The sequence below is a fragment of the Enterobacter sp. 120016 genome, from assembly GCF_018383635.1.
Classification (GTDB): domain Bacteria; phylum Pseudomonadota; class Gammaproteobacteria; order Enterobacterales; family Enterobacteriaceae; genus Enterobacter; species Enterobacter asburiae_D.
On the sequence record NZ_JAHAWC010000018.1, the window covers coordinates 60,795 to 80,849 of the forward strand.

The following is a 20,055-nucleotide window of genomic DNA, read 5'->3' on the forward strand; positions in this document are numbered from 1 at the left end:
TTATGTCTGGCATTCGTATTCGTCTCAAAGAAAGAGACGCCATTATTCAGTCACTGAAGTCAGGCGTTACGCCTAAAATTGGCATTCAGCATATTCAGGTTGGTCGGGTCAACGAGATAAAAGCGCTGTATCAGGATATTGAGCGTATCGCTGATGGCGGTGCTGGATTCCGGCTGATTATCGGGGAATACGGTTCCGGTAAGACATTCTTTTTAAGCGTTGTGCGCTCAATTGCGCTAGAGAAAAAGCTGGTGACAATCAGTGCCGATTTATCTCCGGACAGGCGTATCCACGCGACGGGCGGACAGGCGCGTAACCTTTATTCCGAACTAATGAAGAATCTGTCCACGCGCAATAAACCGGACGGAAACGCATTATTAAGCGTGGTTGAGCGCTTTATCACGGAAGCCAGAAAAGAAGCAGAAAGTACAAATGTACCGGTTCCGACGATTATTCACCAAAAGCTCACTGACTTGTCTGATATGGTTGGCGGTTACGATTTCGCCAAAGTCATTGAATGTTACTGGCAGGGCCACGAGCAGGACAATGAGACACTGAAATCAAATGCCATCCGCTGGCTAAGAGGTGAATACACCACGAAAACCGACGCCCGTAACGATCTGGGTGTGCGCACCATTATTTCTGATGCCTCTTTCTACGACTCGTTAAAGCTGATGAGCCTGTTTGTCCGTCAGGCCGGATACGCGGGTCTGCTGGTGAATCTGGATGAGATGGTCAATCTGTATAAGCTCAGTAATACTCAGGCCCGGGTTGCCAACTATGAACAGATACTGCGTATTCTGAATGACTGCCTGCAAGGAACCGCTGAATATATCGGCTTTTTACTTGGCGGTACGCCAGAGTTTCTGTTCGATCCACGCAAGGGTTTGTACAGCTACGAAGCCCTCCAGTCACGACTGGCTGAAAACAGCTTCGCTCAGCGCGCTGGTGTAATCGATTATTCATCCCCTTCCCTGCATTTAGCCAGCCTGACGCCGGAAGAGCTCTATATTCTGTTAAAAAACCTTCGCCACGTTTATTCCGGCGGAGATGCGGATAACTATCTGGTTCCTGATGATGCGCTGACGGCATTCTTACGCCACTGTAGCAATACTATTGGTGATGCCTATTTCCGTACGCCACGAAACACCATTAAAGCTTTCCTGGATATGCTGGCCGTTCTGGAACAAAACCCGTCCATTCAGTGGTCGCAGTTAATTGCCGGTGTGGCGATCGCGGAAGAAAAACCCAGCGATATGGATGAAATGACGTCAGCAGAAGATACTGACGAGGACGGGCTGGCCGACTTCAGATTATGATGAACGAATACCAGCGGCTGGATCCACGTATACAGAAGTGGATATACCAGCAGGGATGGGCCGATCTCCGGGAACTGCAAAAAAAAGCCGTTCCACCGATATTAGCGGGCGATCGGGATGTTCTGATCAGCGCCGCGACTGCCGCGGGTAAAACAGAAGCGTTTTCCCTGCCCGCCTGTTCTGCCATTGCGGATATTCAGGGCGGTTTTGGCATTCTATACATTAGCCCACTTAAGGCCCTGATTAACGATCAGTATCGACGGCTGGAAAGCCTCGGCGATGCGCTGGAGATGCCGGTTACGCCCTGGCATGGCGACGTTGCGCAGAGCAAAAAACTGAAAGCGAAGAAAAACCCTGCCGGTATTTTGCTTATCACCCCGGAGTCGCTGGAAGCGATGCTGATCCGCAATGCGGGATGGTTAAAGCAGGCTTTCGCGCCACTGACATATATCGCCATTGATGAATTCCATGCTGTCATCGGTTCTGAGCGGGGTATGCAGCTTCTCTCTCTGTTAAATCGAATCGATCACCTGCTCGGAAGAATCGACAATCCAGTCCCCCGAGTCGCACTCAGCGCAACGCTGGGGGAACTGGAGCGAGTACCGTTATCTTTGCGGCCAAATCAACGTCTGCCCTGCGACATTATTACCGACAGTCAGACTCACGCCACGCTAAAAGTACAGGTGAAAGGTTATCTGGAACCGCTAACCACCTCGGGCCAACAACCGCCGCCGTCGGCAGAGACGCAAATCTGCCATGATATATTTCGCCTTTGTCGCGGTGATTCCCATCTGGTATTCGCTAATAGCCGCAAACGGACCGAAAGCATTGCCGCTACGCTAGGGGATCTCAGTGAAGCGAACATCGTTCCCAATGAGTTCTTCCCCCATCACGGATCGCTGTCCAGAGATCTGCGTGAAACGCTGGAACAGAGGCTTCAACAAGGCAACTTACCTACCACTGCCATCTGTACGATGACGCTGGAACTTGGCATCGACATCGGCAAAGTCAGCTCCGTCGTGCAGGTTACCGCACCCCATTCCGTAGCCAGCCTACGCCAGCGAATGGGGCGTTCCGGTCGGCGCGGATCGCCTGCCGTATTGAGAATGCTGATTGCCGAACATGAACTGACGCCAACATCAGGCATTGTCGACCAGCTCAGGCTTCAACTCGTTCAGTCGCTGGCCATGATCCGCTTACTTATCGGCAGCAAATGGTTTGAGCCCGCCGATACCCGGCAGATGCACTATTCCACCCTGTTCCATCAGATTCTGGCGATCGTGGCGCAGTGGGGAGGGGTGCGTGCCGATCAGATCTGGTCACAGCTATGCCAGCAAGGGCCATTTCAGAAAGTCAGAATCGATGACATCAAAACGTTATTGAAGCATATGGGGGAGAACCAGTTTCTGACTCAGCTATCAAGCGGCGAACTGGTACTGGGCGTCGAGGGCGAACGTCAGGTAAATCAATACACCTTCTATGCCGTGTTCAGCACGCCGGAAGAGTTTCGCATTGTGGCGGGGAGCAAAACACTGGGCTCTATCCCTGTCGATTCCCCACTGATGCCTGACCAACACATTATTTTCGGCGGTCGACGCTGGAAGGTAACCGATATCGATAGTGATAAAAAAGTCATCTATGTCGAGGCGACAAAGGGTGGGCAACCGCCGTTATTTGGCGGACAAGGGATGTCCATTCATGATGTCGTCCGCCAGGAAATGCTCACCATTTATCGGGAAGGCGAATACCGTATCACCGTTGGCGATCGCAAAGCCGATTTTGCCGATACCACGGCCAGAAACCTGTTTGATGAAGGGCTGCACTGTTTTCGCAACAATAATCTGGTTTCAGAATGTTTTATTCAGCAGGGACAGCATGTCTACATTCTTCCCTGGCTGGGCGATCAAACCGTAAACACGCTGTCGGCATTGCTTATCCAGCGCGGTTTCAAGGCGGGCTCATTTGCTGGTGTGGTTGAAGTAGAAAAAACTACGGTCTCGGAGGTTAAACAAGCGTTATTCAGCGCACTTCAGGAAGGGCTACCTTCCGAATCCCGTCTTGCCGAAAGCATCGTTGAAAAGTGCCTCGAAAAATATGATGAGTATTTACCGGAGACGTTGCTGACGCAGGAATATGGATTACGTGCTTTTAATGTTGAACGCGTGACGGAGTGGTTGCAGGGGCATTTTTATTAAGGGGAAGAAGAATGAGAAAAAGCTGGACTATAGAGGAAGATTGTAAGCTGCTAAACTTGGTGCGTCAGCACTTTTCCGCGCTGGTCAGCCATAACCGGCTGAATGCCACAATGCCATTTAGCCAGCAGCTTCACGATGCATTTGACTCACCTGACCGCGATGCCGCAGCATTGCTTTATCGCCTCGAACAGGCAAAAATCCTGGGATTTGCCAGCCGTCCTGGTGGCGATCCCACTAAACAACCGTTTCGCTGCCTGATAAGCAATGATTTGGCGCTATACGATTACAGCCTCACCTTTCCCACCCTCAGAAAAGCATTGCATCCAGATACCGTTGCGGCAGCACTAAACCACTTCACGATTAGCAATCCACACGAACCACTATCCAATACTATCAATGAAATCGCGACAGCCTTGCATCTTGCCCCCATGCAGGTGGAAAAGATTCTGCTCGAAAGCGGCCAAATAACCATCAATAGTTACCGCAAATATGAGCGTGTTGGAGAGAAAACTATCAATAATAATCTGCAAGACCTCATCTCCAGACAAATTCCTGACATAACGCTGATTAAAGAGATTAACGCCTGTCGCGCCCAAGTCTCTCAACTTTACCAAGTGCATGAACGTGATGGCGCTGAGGTTATTTTCAGTTCCGACGGCACGGGTTTCGGCAAAAGCTATGGCGTGATTCAAGGGTATGTTGAATATCTGGAACGTTTCGCCAAAACCCAGCAGCCAAATTACCTGTTTCCCGAAGGCGGCTTTACCAACCTGTTGTTCATGTCACCGCAAAAATCACAAATCGACCTGGACAGCAACCAGAAAGAGAAAATTCTGGCCGCTGGTGGCGAGTTCATTTGCGTTCTCTCTCGTAAGGATATTGCCGACCTCGATTTTATTGACTGGGCCTCTGGCCTGAAAAACCGTGAACGCTATACCCGTTGGTATAAAAATGCCAATAGCAACTCCCCTGTAAGTGTTGCTATGCGTTCACTAAATCATCTGGTTTCGCAGATTGATCGCTGTGAAGAACAACTGGCAACATTCAATAGTCAACATACGGATCTTGATATAGAAATAATCAAAGACCAGCTAAAGAACTACCGTCATAGTCTCCGCAACACCATTGTATCGGCCTGCAAATCATTATTTGAACGAGGTAATGGTGAAACGTCAATTCAAGAATATATTCGCCGCGGACTGCTTGCTCGCAGAAAGCGAGAGCTTAACGCTATGCAGGGAAAACCTGCGTCAAAAATGAGCGTACACGAAGTCTACTTCGAGCTTATCAAGCAGGTATTGCCTTTCGAAGTGTGTCAGTACCGCCCATCGGTGCTATTAATGACCACCAACAAGTTCGATACATCAACTTATCGCCTGGCACCTCGTAAACGAGGTGAAGGTGTGAATTTTGAGCCCGTAGGTTTTGACCTGCTCCTTGGCGGCAAACTGAACCCCAAAGATCCACAGATCAGCACCGTTGCGGCGGCAGGTCACGCCGGGCAGATCGCTTACCTTCGCGATGAACATTTCAAACGTAATCCAGACTGCCCTTTTCGCCACAAGAATATCCGCTTCACGGTAATAATCGATGAACTGCATGAAGCCTACACCCGCCTTGAAGAAGCGTGCCATGTGAAACTGGTCACACAGGAAAATAATCTGGCGCATGTTATCTCTGTAGCAGGACGTATTTACAACGCGGTACTCAGCCTGGAGCGCCGGAACAAGCCCAAAGAAGCACAAACGACCTTTGAGCAAGAGATGGTCAAATTCATCACTACTCTGCGCAATTTACTGGCAGAAAAGTGCGAACTATCCTCCGGTACAACGCTGGGCTCGATCCTGGAGATGTTTCGCGACCAGTTAGGGGCATTTGAAGTCAACGGCGACGCTGCCGAACGCATCATCTCAATCACCCGAAACGTGTTCAGCTTTAACCCCAAAATGTACGTCAATGAAGAGGGGCTGAAACGCATTCGTATGCGTAACAGCGAAGGCGACATAACGCGCACCGAGCTGTATTACGAAGTCGAAAATGATGCCAGTGACACCAGCCCCACCCTGCACGATCTGTTCCAGTTGGTCTCCGTCATCCTCGCCGCCTGTTCTGATATCACCAACCGACACTTTAAGCGCTGGGTAAAAAATGGTGGCCAGGATAACTCCAGCAGCCAGAATACGCCTTTGGGCCAGTTTGTTGACGCAGCCAATAACGTGGCCGGCGTGGTGCGCCATATATTCGATCGCACCACCGATGAAAACTTGTTGATTGATCATTTCTACACTTACCTGCAACCCAAAACCGTATTCACGATGACGCCGATAGCTGAACTCAATTATGTGAACAGGGGAGCCGAGCGCACAATTATTCTGGCGTTCGAGATGGATCTGGTACAAGAGTTGCCCGAAGCCATGCTTCTGCGTTTATTAACCAGCACGCACAATAAAGTGATTGGGCTTAGTGCCACCAGCGGTTTTAGCCACACCAAAAACGGTAACTTCAATCGTCACTTCCTGGCGCGCTATAGCCGCGATCTTGGCTATCGGGTCGTTGAACGCGAAAAAGCAGATATCGATACGCTTAAAGCATTACGCGGGTTGAGGGCCAGTATCCGTAACGTCAACTTCAGAGTTTTTGATGATAACCAACTAAAATTGACCGATACCTACCAAAACTGTGAGATCTTTCGTAGGACGTATGACGACTTTTTCGACGCCCTGAAGAAACCACTGGAATACGCCCTGAAAAGTACCTATAAACGACGCCAGTACTGCCGGGAGCTGGAAGCGTTATTGCTTGCCGCCTACGAGGGTAAAAACAGCCTGATTCTGTCGCTTTCAGGGGCGTTTAAGCGGGCCTTTATCAGCGCCTGGCGCACTCATCAATCAGCCTGGCGTCAGCAGTACGGTATGCACTCCCGGTGCGATGAAAAAACGGATAACGATAAGAAACATGACCAGATCCTGACCTTTACCCCATTCAAAGGGCGTCACACCGTCCATTTGGTCTTTTTCGATTCACCACTGGCTAATGTCGAAGATATCAGGCAAGAAACCTATCTCCAGAACAGCAATACCGTACTGGTATTTATGAGCAGCTACAAAAGTGCAGGCACCGGCCTCAACTACTTTGTTAAATACCATGACGGCGATATTAATGATATCAATGCACCACGTCTGGATGTCGATTTTGAGCGCTTAGTGCTCATCAACTCCTCGTTTTACAGCGAAGTCAAGGACAACAGCGGCAACCTCAATACATTACCTAACTACGTTACCGTGCTTAAACACTACGCCGATGACGATATTACCGTCCACAAGCTGGCCGATTTCAACGTTAATTTCGCCCACGGCGAAAACTATCGCCTGTTAATGGCCGAACATGATATGAGCTTATTCAAGGTCGTCGTGCAGGCCGTAGGGCGAGTCGAGCGTCGCGACACTCTATTGAAAACAGAAATCTTTTTACCCCGCGACGTGTTCCGTAATGTTGCATTCCAGTTCGCCGCTCTCAGTGAAGATAGCGGTAACGAGGTAGTATCAGAAAGCATGTCCTTGCTTAACCACCGCCTCATGAAGGAGTGCGAAAAGCTGAGTCAGAGCCAGTCATTTAGTGATGCAGAACAGCGGTATGCGTTTGAACAGGCTATCGTAGAAAATGGTCGCCGCATTGATGCTGTTCATAAGCGAGTCCTGAAAACCGACTGGATAAATCAGGTACGCGCCGGCAACCTTGAATATCTCGAATTGTGTAATTTATTCCGCGATTCTGGCTCCTTTACCGATCCTCAGCGCTGGCTGGAAAAACTTCAGGCTAATTCCTTGTATGCCGCCAATCGGCAAATGCAATCTATCCACCACGCCCTGTTTATCGACCGCCATCAGGGCAACCAAACTATTTTACTTTGCCACAAACGCGGCCCGGATGGACTTGTCCACAGAGATTATTCCGCTCTGTCGGATTTCGCTGGCGGCGCAAGAGAGTACCGGCCAGAGCTCACCCTCTTTCCGCAGTATAGAAACGATGTCGATTTTACCCCCGGCAACCTGGTCGGCGAGTTGATTCGTGAATGTGACAACATCCAGGAAACGGCATTCAAAAAATGGGTACCCAACCCCAGGCTAGTTCCGTTGCTCAAAGGCAATGTCGGTGAATATCTCTTCGATAAAGTGCTAAAAAGTTATGGCGTTACCCCACTCTCCGACCAACAGGTGTTTGAACGCCTTGAACCGCTGGTCTATGAGTTTTTTGACCGCTTTATTGAAGTGGGTGACGACCTGCTCTGCATCGACGTTAAACGCTGGGCAACGCAGTTGGACGATTTAACGCGGGCAGAAGAAACGCTTGAGAAAAGCGACAACAAGATTCGCCAGATCCGCAATATCGCCAGCCAAAAGACAGATACAGAGGGGCAGAAACAGCTTCAGGCGGTGCTGGCAGGCCGTTACGAACGCATTCGATTTGTCTATCTGAACATCGCCTACAGCCAGAATCCCAATAATCTGATGTGGCAAGATAACGTGGATCACACGATCCACTACCTTAACTTGTTGCAAACCGACTACCAGTACTATCAGCCAAAAAATCGAGAGAGCGGACGAGCTCAGGAAAACTCGAAACTGAGCATGACATTGGACATTAACCCAATGTTATTAACTCTACTGGGTGTAGAAAAGTTGCCGACTAAAGGAAAAGTATCATGATCCCTAATCTGAATGAGCTGACGGATACTCCGATTGCCCGTACCAATTTGATCAAGCTTGAAGAAGATCAACTGACGACCATCCAGCGTCTATTGGCCCCTGTATCTAATATCTATACGATAGACTTTATGGTTCAGCGCTTTACTAAAGAGCGAAAAGAAAAATCCGCTGATTACTATGCGCGTATTCATCAGGAGGTAAAATCCTATGTGAGGCAGAAACTGGGACTGGATGCCAAGCAGGACGTAAAATATGAGCTACATCTTTTACCTACTTACGAGCACGTCTTTTTCTTCCTGGCACCTGCTGCTGCACCGAACAGCCCAGCGCATCGGACTTTGGCAGAACGCATTGAAACGCTTTGTCAGCGACTCACCGATGAAAATTATGATCTGTCTCGTCTGATTCAGGGATTATTCAGCCTGCATTTGAAAATGGTAATGCTGGAAAAAGCCAGTGAGCGCTTTTCGGTATCGCCGACTTACTTCAACTCAACGCTTTACCTTAACGCTCGCCTGAGTCAGACCGTCACACAAAAAAAAGGCACCGGGGTGATGGAAGCCTTTGAGCTCGACATTTATGCATCAGAATATAACGAACTCGTTTTTACCCTGCACAAACGAAAATTCCTGGTCGAACTGGCGGATGAGATGCACCTATCCCTGGACGATACCAGCGTGTGGTTTAACATCGATAATCGTCGGCTTAAAGCTCGGCGCAAACTTGATGCCCGTGATAGCAAACTGGATTTTTTTCGTGAGCGCAGCGGTTATGGTGAATGCCAGGCCTATACCTATAACGTGGTCATGAACGCAGCCTGCGAGCGGCTCAGTGAACTAGAGATCCCCCATCAACCTATTCCATTTCAGGCCACCCACGAGGTCAATCAGTTCGCTACCGACCTCGATCAACAGCTGGCTAATACGCTGTTGGTGGTTAATAACGGTGTCGAATTCAGCGCCACGCAAGAAGCTTATTTCTTTGACGCATTAGCCAACCAGTTTCCCGGATATCAACTTTGGCCTCTGGCATCGCTTAATCATTCCAGACAAACCGGATTTTCTGAGCTGCCTGCCAATACATCTATTCTGGTGCTCAATGCGGTAGATGAAGAGCGGAGCAACAGCATCCGCCAGCAAGATAATGAATCTGTTGAGTACAATGATTTCTATGCTGCCTTTGCCGACGCCCGAAAACAACCTGAACTCAGTTGGGATAGCTACACCCAGCTTAAACTAGCTCGCTTGCAAGGATGGTTAAATCAGAAGCCGCTGCCTGTAGTCTTGCAAGGTATGAACATTGATTGCAAATTACTGGATGCGATCGACCTTATTAATGAGCTATCAGTAAACAATCCCGAAAAATACAACACTGATCTTGCAAAGCCTCGTAGTCGTCTCAAGTCAGCAGTTAACTTACTAAACAGCAAGATCCGTCGAACAAAAACCGAGTTGTGGTTCAAAGAGAGCTTACTCAACCAGCATCACATCCCACTACCAGACCTAATAGACGGCCACTATACCGCCTATGCGGTACGTAGTACTAAAAGCAATACCTCCTTACTTGGTCATGTTGAACTGAAAGTAGAACATGGTCACCTTAAAGTGGTAGGTACAGGTATCACTGAAGGTAAACTGGACTGGCTGTTGGTTGAACATCCCCCGTTGGAAAGACTTAAGAAAATATTCGACAAAAGCTTTTATCTTTACGACCATGCCGCAGATGTCCTGCTTACCACCTATAACAGCGTACGTGTGCCGCGCCTGATTGGCCCGACTAAATTTGATGCGGTCGATTGGTACGCTTACCAAGAGAGTGAAAAGGCGCGAACGGAACCTAAAGGAGATAATTTTGATGAGTACACCATCACTCGCTCGGCAAAATCGGAGCAAAATATACTGCCTTATTTAATATCACCAGGCCGTTCGAAACACGACCCGCTAACCAAAGAGCAAAAAATGAGACACCACCATACATACTTGCAACCACATGAGCATGGGGTGTTTGTCCTGATTAGCGACGCTCAACCTACAAATCCTTCAATTGCACGACCTAACCTTGTGGAAAACCTTTTGATATGGGACGCTCAGGGTAATGCCGTAGATGTATTTAACCACCCATTAACTGGCGTTTATCTCAATAGCTTCACGCTAGATATGCTCAGGAGCGGCGAAAGCAGTAAGAGTTCGATTTTCACCAAGCTTGCCCGATTGATGGTGGAGAACTAACGGAAAGTAAGTCGGTGTTTTTAGAACACGTTATATGTGGACCTGACTCCACATATAACGAATCCCCGTCCGCCAAATAACAATTTTTCGTGATAACCCTCACAAAAACAAAGTGATTTTTTATGGGGGCCTTCGTGGGGGCGCTGTTTGCGAGAAATATCAGTAAAAAACAATAACAAACAGCATGTTAATCGTGGATATGATTCCGAGTCCGGGCACCACTATTTAGAAAACCCAGCCTATGGCTGGGTTTTTGCTATATGGCTACGGCCGATTTCTGGGCGCTGATAAGCGTGGCTTTAATGCAGGCACGCTTACGCTAATAGCCCGGTAAGTTAATACAGGCGGTGGCTCTTTTTTATCACTTAATTTTGCCGGATAAATTGCTGACCTGATTTGAAAGGTTGTCGTTGCTCCGCTTCATGTCATCAAGGCTTCTTTGCAATCGCTCGATCTTACTCTCCTGCTCAGAATTCTTTCTCTCAAGCTGTAAAACCTTCTGAGTTAGCTCATCGACTTTGCTGTTGTCGGACTTCATCTTCCTCAGGCTATCCTGCATCTCCTGTAGATCCGATGCCCTGAAATCAGAAGACTCGATTTCATCTGCATTAGAAATTACCGGGATATATCCTCTACTAGAGATGTGGGGTTCGATACTAACCTGAACTTTATTTAGACCCGCAGAGTGTGCATAACCTATTGAATAAAAACAAAAAAAAGAAACAACACACAGACCAGACAGATATTTATTCATTTCTAACGTCCTTTTAAATTTTTCAATCACTTCCAGGAGTCTCCTTCTGGTATCACCCGCTCAGGATAAAACACATGGCTTAGCCTCTGGCAGTTCATAAACGGGGTTGAAGAGCAGAAGATACTATTCGTTTTTCATTATAATACGCGTTTCCTCTCCCCCAAAATCCAACCGCCACCCGCTCATTTTCTGCCACCTTATATCCGCCGGTATCGAGATAAGCGCATTACCACGCACCTTATCAAAGGTATCTCCCATGCCCGTCAAAGAAATAATCCTGCTTAGCGCCTGCCTGTCAGGGCACCTTGTCCGCTACAACGGTACCGATAAATCCTGTTCCTCAGATCTGCTGCAACACTGGCGCAAAGAAGGCCGTCTGGTCACCCACTGCCCGGAACTGGCGGCAGGGCTATCTACCCCACCCTTATCCGCAGAGAGGGTTAGCTGTCAGGGAATCGACGTGCTGAACGGGCACCCGCAGCTGGTAGAAAGCGATGGACGCGACTGTACTCGCCTATGTTGGTCATTAAGGAATTCGATTGTTCAAGCCCATACCTGTACAAAGCTGTTGCGACAGGTCAAAACCTGTCATCAGCTGAGATAAAGTGGTATCGGATAAATTACTCTGGCCTTGAAGAAGAGTATTTCAACATGTTGCCTGAAGACGTCAGGATAGTGTCGATTTCCTCTGCGATGACTACAGGCGATAACCCTAACGAAAACCCTATGGAAACCGTCGAACTCAGGTATGAGATTAAAATGCTCCTGGAAGGTCCATTCTTTCTTTGCCGGAGATTAACGGTCACTGTAATTCTCAGTGAGGTAATCTAACAATTCTTGCTCATCATATAGCATCAGAAAAATTTCCAACCAGTCTCTTCAACCGTGTCCATTACAACGTCCTTTCTCTCGTTTTGAGCCAGAGTAAATCCATAGCTAAAACAAGGATGTCGTCACCGTCCAGTTTTCTTAAAACTCAGCATACCGCCCGCAAGTCAGTTCTATGCTTTTGGTTTCTCCCCACCCTAGGGATCGTTCCCATCTGCGTCCAGCAGTTTGTTTTTAAAGATAAACAAACACGCCTCGTTGAAGTTCTCCGCCCCCAGGCGTTCCGAGAGGGCCGTTCGTTTGCGATAGAGGCTTTTCACCGACGTATTCAGCTCATCGGCAATGGCTTCCATCGGCATCCCTGCCCTCAGCAGCCGCAGCATGATCGCTTCGTGCGTGCTAAGCCTTAAGTTAAGCAGCCACTTCGTGGTCAGGCGTCTGCCCTTCATATTGAGCACCAGGTTAAATAACGACGCCATATCCGGCGCGGTGAGCGACGTGTTCATAAATGACTTCATACTGAGCAGATTCTCCTCGCGGTGTCGCATATCAAGCATAACGCAGCAGATTGTTTTTTTCGTTCTGGCCGGATGGCGTATCAGGTAATCATATAAACGGAGCGGAGAACGACTATCAATCAATACAGAATATTCATCTGCACCGTTATCAAATATGTTTCTGTCAATCGAGTCGAGCAGGATAATATCCGGAAAAAATATCCGCATCCCCCTGACAAGGTAGCGATCCTGAGTCACTAACACTATTGAAGTTGCCACTAACCATCCCTTTTAGATTAAAGCAAGAACGATCCCTCGGAAAGAAGGCCGCCTTCGTTTTATAGCGCTGTTATATTAACGATAAATGTATTCTGGCTTTGGACATCCCTCAATACAGACATTGATGAGTAAGACTTCCTGTAGACTATCATTCAATGGCTGCCGTTAATTATAAATAAAAAACAATCGCAGAAAAGTCACTTCTCTAAACATTAAGAATTTTTGTCATGAAACTTCCCAAACATGCACCAGAAAGTACTTTAATTGACACAGACAAACCGCATTAAAAATATATACAACGCTGTCACAATAAAAATAAAACAATCTAATTTCAACAACTTACAAATAAACAATCAATTCAATAAAAACGCCACAAAGCGCTCAATCCAGAATTATCTCAAAACGACACGCCCGCTTTTCAACATATTTATCCGGCAACATATCAGGTGTACATTAGCTTTCACCCAGTCCACTAAGATGAGGATCCATAATTACCTTTAGGTAAGTACCCCGTAACATCACTGCATTCAGATTTAATGTTCTCATTTATGGCCTTTAACCCAGAGTTTAAAGGCGGCCGTGTTATGCAATGGATTCATGATAAACAAATGGCAAATAGATATGGAAAGTTCACTTCGCTTCAATACGTTATTCTTTTATCGCGCCCCAACATTATTGTTTCTGTTATTCCTCTTTCCCGTTCTGGCTCAGGCGACTGAATCCGTTTATGAGCAACAGATTCAACAGGCGCGTAACGGTAATTACACGCCGTTTCTCGATTATCTTCAGCGTTATCAGCAGCAGCATGCCCTGACGCCTGAACAAGTTGCAGACTGGTTACAGGTTGCAGCCTGGGCGGGTCATGATGACGAGGTTATTCAGGTCTGGCAGCGTTACGGCATTTATATGCCGCTGCCCGCCCGCGGCGTTGCTGCCGTCGCGCAGTCCAGGCGAAATCAAAAGGCGTGGCAGCCGGCCCTGGCGCTCTGGAAAGAGGCGCGTAGCCTTGCGCCGGATAACGATGATTATCGTATCGGCTATATCAAAACCCTGGCCGATGCCCGCATGGATACGCTTGCCCTGCAGGAAGCCCGACGGCTGGTGGCAGAAAATCCCTCTCAGGCGCATCTTCAGACGCTCTCGTATGTCTGGTTACGCCAGGGAAAAAGCTGGGATCGGCTGCTGGCAGACACCCGCGCGCTGAATATCGCACCGGAGAATAAAGCGCTCCTCAGCGAGCTGATCGACGCGCTTACGGATAACCGGGTGAATACCCCCGCACTCCAGCTTTCACAAAGCGTGACGCTGTCTCCCGCGGAGCGTCGTCGTCTTGAGCGTAATGCCGCCGCCGAACGGGTTCGCCTTGCCGATGTACCTGGCAGAACGGAAAAGGAGCGCCTACAGCTTGCGCAATCTGCGCTGAATCGTTACGACGCCCTGCTTGCTCGCTGGCAAAACGAGCCGCAGGCGGCGGAAGACGTCGTCCTTGCGCGTATCGACAGGCTTGGCGCGCTGTACGCCCATGCTGATTACCCACAGGTGATTAGCGAATATCAGGATCTTACGGCAGCCCAGCATCCGGTGCCGGGCTGGGCAATCGGCTGGGTCATCTCCGCGTATCTGCAGGAGCAAAACGCGGCCGCCGCCTTCGCGCTTCTGAAACGGTATCCGCAATACGCATCCGACCCGCAGGACGAGGAGCACGCGCTTTTCTACGCCTGGCTGGATACGGGACAGTATCAGTCCGCCCGCCAGTACGTTGAGCGCCAGACCCGCGACGTCCCCTGGATCCGTTACGATTTCGGCTCCCCTACCCCTCAGCCGAACGACAGGTGGCTTACCGGGCAGTCGCTCCGTTTTAACTATTTGCTGGCGACGAACGCCCTGCCGGAAGCCGAAACGCTGGCGCACCGTCTGGCGACAACGGCGCCGGGCAATCAGGGGTTACAGATTGACTACGCCACCCTGCTTCAGGCTCGGGGCCTGCCGCGCGCGGCCGAGCAAAAGCTGAAAACGGCGGAGGCGCTGGAGCCATCGAATCTGGAACTTGAGCAGCAGCAGGCCTACGCCGCGATGGATCTGCAGGAGTGGCGACAGATGGATTTACTGGCCGACGACGTGCTGGCTCGCGCGCCCGCCGACCGCAGCGCCAGGCGTCTCGACAGGCTCAGAACGGTCCACCACATGTCCGAACTGCGTCTCAACGCAAGCAAGGGTTTGCACTCCGATAGCCCCGTCAGCGGGACGCACGACCTGAGCTGGGACGCCACGCTCTATGGCCCACCCGTAGCGGATAGCTGGCGGCTGTTTGCAGGCACCCGCTATGCGCAGAGTAATTTCGATGAGGGCAAAGGCACCAGCCGTCACCTTTTGGGCGGCGTCGAATGGCGGCCACGCGACCTCCAGCTCGAAGCCGAGCTTTCCAGCAACCGCTATCACGGCGAAAACAAGCCGGGCGCTCGCCTCGCAACAACGTATTTTGTGACCGATAGCTGGCAGGTCAGCGGCAGCCTTGAGCGCCTGTCGCGCACCACGCCCCTTCGGGCGCTACGCAACGGAATTAGCGCCAACCGGGGTGAAGGCGGGGTGCGCTGGTACCAAAACGAGCGGTGTGAGTACCAGTTCAGCGCCGCCCTCAGCCGCTTCTCCGACCATAACCGCCGCCAGGAATACACCCTCACGGGCAAGGAGCGTCTCTGGCAGACACCGTCCCTGACGCTGGATCTCGAGCCGGGGATCGCCGCCAGTAAAAACAGCCTGCGGGACACGCTCTACTACAACCCGGCGCGGGATCTGTCCGTGACGGCTGCCCTGGCCGTTGACCATGAAATGGTCCGCCATTACGACACCCTCTGGAGCCAGCAGTTCGTGGTCGGAGGCGGCAGCTACTGGCAGAAAAATCAGTCCGCTGGCGCCATCGCCCTGCTGGGTTACGGACAACGCGTTCAGTGGAACAACGTTATTGATACCGGCGTGATGCTGAACTGGGATAAACGCCCTTACGACGGCAAACGCGAGAGCAACCTCTCCGTCACGTTTGACGCGACTTTACGCTTTTAAGGATGAATATGCTGAACACACGTTTTTCCGTGAGCCTGATACTCCTCGGCTGGCTCTGCCTCAGCGCGAGCGTCTGCGCGCAGGCGATCTCGTTCATTGCGCCCAAAGCGCGGCCGCAGCTGGAGGCGAGTAAACCCTGGCCGGAGAACCAGTTTCTGGTCCTGGCCTACCACGACGTCGAAGACGATGCCGCCGATCAGCGCTACCTCTCCGTTCGCACCAGCGCGTTAAACGAGCAGATAAGCTGGCTTCTGCACAACGGCTATCACGCCGTCAGCGTGCAGGACATTCTCGATGCCCATGACGGAAAAAAAACGCTGCCGCCAAAAGCCGTTCTGCTCAGCTTTGACGACGGCTACAGCAGCTTTTACACCCGCGTCTGGCCGCTGCTTCAGGCGTGGAACGTTCCTGTGCTGTGGGCGCCGGTGGGCAGCTGGGTGGATACGCCGGCAAATCAAAAAGTTAACTTCGGCGGCCTGATGACGCCCCGCGATCGCTTCGCGACGTGGGACATGGTGCGCGAGCTCAGCCAGTCCCCGCTGATTGAGATCGGATCGCATACCTGGGCTTCGCATTACGGCATTCCGGCCAACCCGCAGGGCAGTCGGGAACCGGCAATCGCCAACCGCTTTTATGACAAAGCCACGGGCCGCTATGAAACCGACCAGCAGTTCAGCCAGCGGATCGGCGATGACGTTCGCAAAGTGACTGAAAAAATCACGCAGGTGACGGGCAAAGCGCCGCGCGCCTGGGTCTGGCCCTACGGTGCCGCCAACGGTACGTCGCTCGCTATCGCCAGACAGCAGGGTTACCAGCTGGCCTTTACCCTTGAGGACGGGCTGGGGAATGTGCAGGATCTGGGCAACATCCCCCGTCTGCTGATCGCCGGAAATCCATCGCTCAAGGCGTTTGCCAGTACGGTAAGCCAGGTTCAGGAACGCGATCCCGTGCGCGTCATGCACGTCGATCTCGACTACGTTTACGATCCCGATCCGGCCCAGCAGACCCAAAACATCAACAGGCTGATCCAGCGGGTCTATGACATGAAAATCAGCCATGTTTTCCTGCAGGCGTTTGCCGACCCGCAGGGCGACGGCAGGATCAAGGCGCTCTATTTCCCCAACCGTCGGCTGCCGGTCCGGGCCGATCTCTTTAATTTTGTTGCCTGGCAGCTGCAAACCCGCGCGGGGGTAAAAGTCTTCGCGTGGATGCCGGTGCTCTCGTTCGATCTCGATCCTTCCCTGCCGCGCGTGCAGCGCCGGGATCGTCAAACCGGCCAGCTGCGCGAAGCCACCGAGCCCTATATCCGGCTCGCCCCGTGGGACCCGCAGGTGCGCCAGCAGGTGACGGACATCTATGAAGATCTGGCCCGCTATGCCAGCTTCAATGGGATTTTGTTCCATGACGACGCGGTGCTGACGGACGTGGACGATGCCGGACAGGACACGACTCGCCAGAAGAGCCAGACGCTTATCGGGTTTACCCACGCCCTGAGCCTGGCGGTGAAGCATATCCGTGGCCCGCAGATAAAAACCGCGCGCAACATGTTCGCCTTACCCATTCTGCAGCCCGAAAGCGAAGCGTGGTTCGCGCAGAATCTTGATGATTTTCTGGCGGAGTATGACTGGACGGTGCCAATGGCCATGCCGCTGATGGAGTCCGTCCCGGCAGACGAGAGCGATGCCTGGCTGACGCGCCTGGTTAACGCGGTCGCCGCGCGCCCCGGCGCGCTCGATAAAACCATTTTCGAGCTGCAGGCCAGGGACTGGGAGCAGAAACCGCAGCGCGCCGTTGCCGATAGCCAGCTTGCGCAGTGGATGCGCGTGCTCCAGCTGAACGGCGTCAAAAACTACGGTTACTACCCCGACGACTTCCTCAACAACCAACCTGATATCTCGCGCATCAGGCCTGAATTTTCTTCGTACTGGTACCCTGACAATGACTGATCGCATCATCGCATTCTCTATTTTATGTCTGGTATTCGGGTTGCCGTTGGGCGTGGCCGCCCTCTTTACCGGCGAACTGATTCTGGATTTTGTGTTCTTCTGGCCGCTGTTCATGTCGGTGCTCTGGATAACCGGCGGCCTCTATTTCTGGTTTCAGCTTGAACGCCACTGGTCGTGGGATAAAGACACGCCCGCCCCGACGCTCGCCGGTGAGCCGCTCATCTCCATTCTTATCCCCTGCTTCAACGAGGGACGAAATGCCCGGGAGACCATCAGCGCCGCGCTGGATCAGCGGTATGAAAATATAGAAGTGATCGCCATCAACGACGGCTCGTCTGACAACACGGCGGAGGTATTGCAGGCGCTGGCGCAGGAACAGCCGCGCCTGCGGGTGATTAACCTCGCGGAGAACCAGGGGAAAGCGCTGGCGCTCAAGGCCGGGGCGGCGGCGGCCCGGGGCGATCTGCTGGTCTGCATTGACGGCGACGCCCTGCTCGATCGCGATACCGCCGCTTATCTGGTGGCCCCGCTGATTCAGTACCCCCACGTTGGGGCGGTCACCGGGAACCCGCGTATTCGCACGCGCTCCACGCTGCTTGGCCGCATTCAGGTGGGTGAGTTCTCCTCCATCATTGGGCTCATCAAGCGGACGCAGCGGATCTATGGCCGGGTCTTTACCGTCTCCGGCGTCATCGCCGCCTTTCGCCGACAGGCGCTGGCGGACGTAGGGTACTGGAGCCCGGACATGATCACCGAAGACATCGACATCAGTTGGAAGCTCCAGCTGCGCCACTGGGATATCTTTTTTGAGCCGCGGGCGCTGTGCTGGATCCTGATGCCGGAGACGCTGAAGGGCCTGTGGAAACAGCGTCTGCGCTGGGCCCAGGGAGGCGCGGAGGTGTTTCTGGTCAACCTGCGCAGGATTGTGCGCTGGGAGCATCACCGCATGTGGCCGCTGTTTATGGAGTACGCGCTGTCAACGCTGTGGGCCTTCGCGTACGCGATGACGGTGCTGCTGTTCCTCCTCAGCCAGGTTGCGCCTGTTCCCGCCAGGCTGACCGTGGAGAGCCTTTTTCCACCGGAGTTTACCGGGCTGCTGCTGGGCGTGATGTGTCTGCTGCAGTTCCTGGTCAGCTTGTTCATCGAGCGACGCTATGAACGAAGAGTGGCCAGCTCGCTTTTCTGGGTGATCTGGTTCCCGATGGTGTACTGGATGATAGGCCTGTTCACCACCCTCGTCGCATTTCCAAAAGTCATGCTTAAACGCCAGCGTGCCCGCGCGCGCTGGATCAGTCCGGACCGGGGAAAAGGAAGCATTCAATGAACGAAAATACCTTAATTTTGACCGAGCATCGGCTATTGCCACGTCTTTTCGATGCCGCGTTAACGCTGGTGGCGTGGGGAGGATTTCTGTTTTTCCTGTATGCCAGGCTCTGGATGCAGCTAACCGATGAGAGCGACCACCGCTGGGGCGTGATTATCGCGTCCTTTAATACGGTGTTGATCTATTTGCTGTTCGCCGCGCTCAACGGCTGGCTACTGATTTTGTGGTATCAGTACAACCGCCGCCGCGCCCACGTGAGGCGGCGTCAGCCGGGCTATTTTCACCAGGAGGAGCTGGCCCGCAGCTTTAACGTCTCACCGCAGATCATCTCCGAGATGAGCCAGTACAACCTGCTTACGGTTTATCATGACCAGATTGGCCGCATCATCGATCTGAAGATCAGCGAGCGGCTGGAAGAGGAAGAACTGTAACGAAAAGCCCCCGCAGGATGCCCTGCGGGCTGAGGGATCCACAGTATTTTTTAAACAGAAGCAATAACCTTGTTTCAGAACGACTAAAGGCTTTCAGCGATGCCCTGGTCCGGCTGTAAATCGCTGAGGCGTTTGCCTTCCGGCCGGGGCGAGGCGCATGGATGCGCCGAGAGGGCGGGCTTTACAGGGACGTTACCTCCGCCCGTCCCCGATAAGCCGGAAGGAATAAGCCGAGGGCACCGCGAAGCGGCGATTTACCGCCGGGAGCCCGGGTCGCCAGGGTGGTGGCGACTGAGCCACCCTGGCACGTTCACAGGCCATGTCGTTAAAGAGTAGCAAGGAACATAAAGTGAACGGAATGACCACCAGAGCCGTATGTTCCCCCTCACCCCAGCCCTCTCCCTGTACGGTCCGGGGACATAGTGAACACTTGTTCGGGGACATGGTAGACACTTACAACTAAGGCATAAGAACCCGTTTATGGAGTC

General features: G+C 51.9%; 10 protein-coding genes and 2 pseudogenes. 10 read left to right on the top strand and 2 right to left on the bottom strand.

What is annotated here, in order from left to right; genetic code table 11:
* The first annotated feature begins 2 nt into the window (after positions 1-2).
* The 4 genes from KIF87_RS19915 to KIF87_RS19930 are packed head-to-tail and all read left to right on the top strand — an operon-like array spanning position 3 to position 10,448.
* On the top strand, positions 3-1,319 hold the full coding sequence (locus KIF87_RS19915) for an ATP-binding protein (RefSeq protein WP_213330308.1): 1,317 nt from the start codon (positions 3-5) through the stop codon (positions 1,317-1,319).
* Positions 1,316-3,514, top strand: coding sequence for a DEAD/DEAH box helicase (locus KIF87_RS19920; protein ID WP_213330310.1), 2,199 nt, complete (start codon positions 1,316-1,318; stop codon positions 3,512-3,514). Before KIF87_RS19915 ends, KIF87_RS19920 begins: the two co-directional genes overlap by 4 nt.
* Before the next feature lie 11 nt (positions 3,515-3,525).
* Positions 3,526-8,220 (top strand): hypothetical protein, encoded by a 4,695-nt coding sequence (locus KIF87_RS19925; RefSeq protein WP_213330312.1) that lies wholly within the window; start codon positions 3,526-3,528, stop codon positions 8,218-8,220.
* Positions 8,217-10,448: a hypothetical protein gene (locus KIF87_RS19930; protein ID WP_213330314.1), complete on the top strand. Its 2,232-nt coding sequence runs from the start codon at positions 8,217-8,219 to the stop codon at positions 10,446-10,448. Before KIF87_RS19925 ends, KIF87_RS19930 begins: the two co-directional genes overlap by 4 nt.
* Positions 10,449-10,809: 361 nt before the next feature.
* On the opposite strand, the gene KIF87_RS19935 is transcribed toward KIF87_RS19930, so the two are convergent.
* Positions 10,810-11,232 carry a coiled-coil domain-containing protein gene (locus tag KIF87_RS19935; protein ID WP_349628246.1) on the bottom strand — a complete coding sequence of 141 codons (423 nt, stop codon included), beginning with the start codon at positions 11,230-11,232 and terminating at the stop codon, positions 10,810-10,812.
* Between the two features lie 226 nt (positions 11,233-11,458).
* Between KIF87_RS19935 and KIF87_RS19940 the strand changes: the two are divergent.
* Both KIF87_RS19940 and KIF87_RS19945 read left to right on the top strand, forming a co-directional pair.
* Positions 11,459-11,689 (top strand): annotated as a pseudogene (locus KIF87_RS19940) (2-thiouracil desulfurase family protein); the annotation flags it as partial.
* A pseudogene (locus KIF87_RS19945) lies at positions 11,680-11,955 on the top strand (Hcp family type VI secretion system effector); the annotation flags it as partial. The pseudogenes KIF87_RS19940 and KIF87_RS19945, both read left to right, overlap by 10 nt.
* A 272-nt stretch (positions 11,956-12,227) precedes the next feature.
* Here the strand turns inward: KIF87_RS19945 and KIF87_RS19950 are convergent.
* Positions 12,228-12,755 carry a helix-turn-helix domain-containing protein gene (locus tag KIF87_RS19950; RefSeq protein WP_213330330.1) on the bottom strand — a complete coding sequence of 176 codons (528 nt, stop codon included), beginning with the start codon at positions 12,753-12,755 and terminating at the stop codon, positions 12,228-12,230.
* 672 nt (positions 12,756-13,427) lie between these two features.
* Here KIF87_RS19950 and pgaA point away from each other — a divergent pair.
* From pgaA to pgaD, 4 genes are read left to right on the top strand one after another with little or no spacing between them, the layout of a single operon-like run.
* The gene (gene pgaA / locus KIF87_RS19955; protein ID WP_213330316.1) at positions 13,428-15,866 is read left to right on the top strand and encodes a poly-beta-1,6 N-acetyl-D-glucosamine export porin PgaA; all 2,439 of its coding nucleotides are present in this window, start codon (positions 13,428-13,430) and stop codon (positions 15,864-15,866) included.
* Positions 15,867-15,874: 8 nt separating this feature from the next.
* Positions 15,875-17,812, top strand: coding sequence for a poly-beta-1,6-N-acetyl-D-glucosamine N-deacetylase PgaB (gene pgaB / locus KIF87_RS19960; protein ID WP_213330318.1), 1,938 nt, complete (start codon positions 15,875-15,877; stop codon positions 17,810-17,812).
* Positions 17,805-19,136 carry a poly-beta-1,6-N-acetyl-D-glucosamine synthase gene (gene pgaC, locus KIF87_RS19965; protein ID WP_213330320.1) on the top strand — a complete coding sequence of 444 codons (1,332 nt, stop codon included), beginning with the start codon at positions 17,805-17,807 and terminating at the stop codon, positions 19,134-19,136. Before pgaB ends, pgaC begins: the two co-directional genes overlap by 8 nt.
* Complete coding sequence (gene pgaD / locus KIF87_RS19970) at positions 19,133-19,567, top strand: poly-beta-1,6-N-acetyl-D-glucosamine biosynthesis protein PgaD (RefSeq protein WP_213330322.1); 435 nt, start codon at positions 19,133-19,135, stop codon at positions 19,565-19,567. The genes pgaC and pgaD overlap by 4 nt, the downstream gene beginning before the upstream one ends.
* The last annotated feature ends 488 nt before the right edge of the window (positions 19,568-20,055 follow it).

Coding starts and splice junctions, on each gene's coding strand:
- KIF87_RS19925 (WP_213330312.1), top strand. CDS start 3,526: ATGAGAAAAAGCTGGACTATAGAGGAAGATTGTAAGCTGCTAAACTTG.
- KIF87_RS19920 (WP_213330310.1), top strand. CDS start 1,316: ATGATGAACGAATACCAGCGGCTGGATCCACGTATACAGAAGTGGATA.
- KIF87_RS19930 (WP_213330314.1), top strand. CDS start 8,217: ATGATCCCTAATCTGAATGAGCTGACGGATACTCCGATTGCCCGTACC.
- pgaD (WP_213330322.1), top strand. CDS start 19,133: ATGAACGAAAATACCTTAATTTTGACCGAGCATCGGCTATTGCCACGT.
- pgaC (WP_213330320.1), top strand. CDS start 17,805: ATGACTGATCGCATCATCGCATTCTCTATTTTATGTCTGGTATTCGGG.
- pgaB (WP_213330318.1), top strand. CDS start 15,875: ATGCTGAACACACGTTTTTCCGTGAGCCTGATACTCCTCGGCTGGCTC.
- KIF87_RS19915 (WP_213330308.1), top strand. CDS start 3: ATGTCTGGCATTCGTATTCGTCTCAAAGAAAGAGACGCCATTATTCAG.
- KIF87_RS19950 (WP_213330330.1), bottom strand. CDS start 12,755: ATGCGGATATTTTTTCCGGATATTATCCTGCTCGACTCGATTGACAGA.
- pgaA (WP_213330316.1), top strand. CDS start 13,428: ATGGAAAGTTCACTTCGCTTCAATACGTTATTCTTTTATCGCGCCCCA.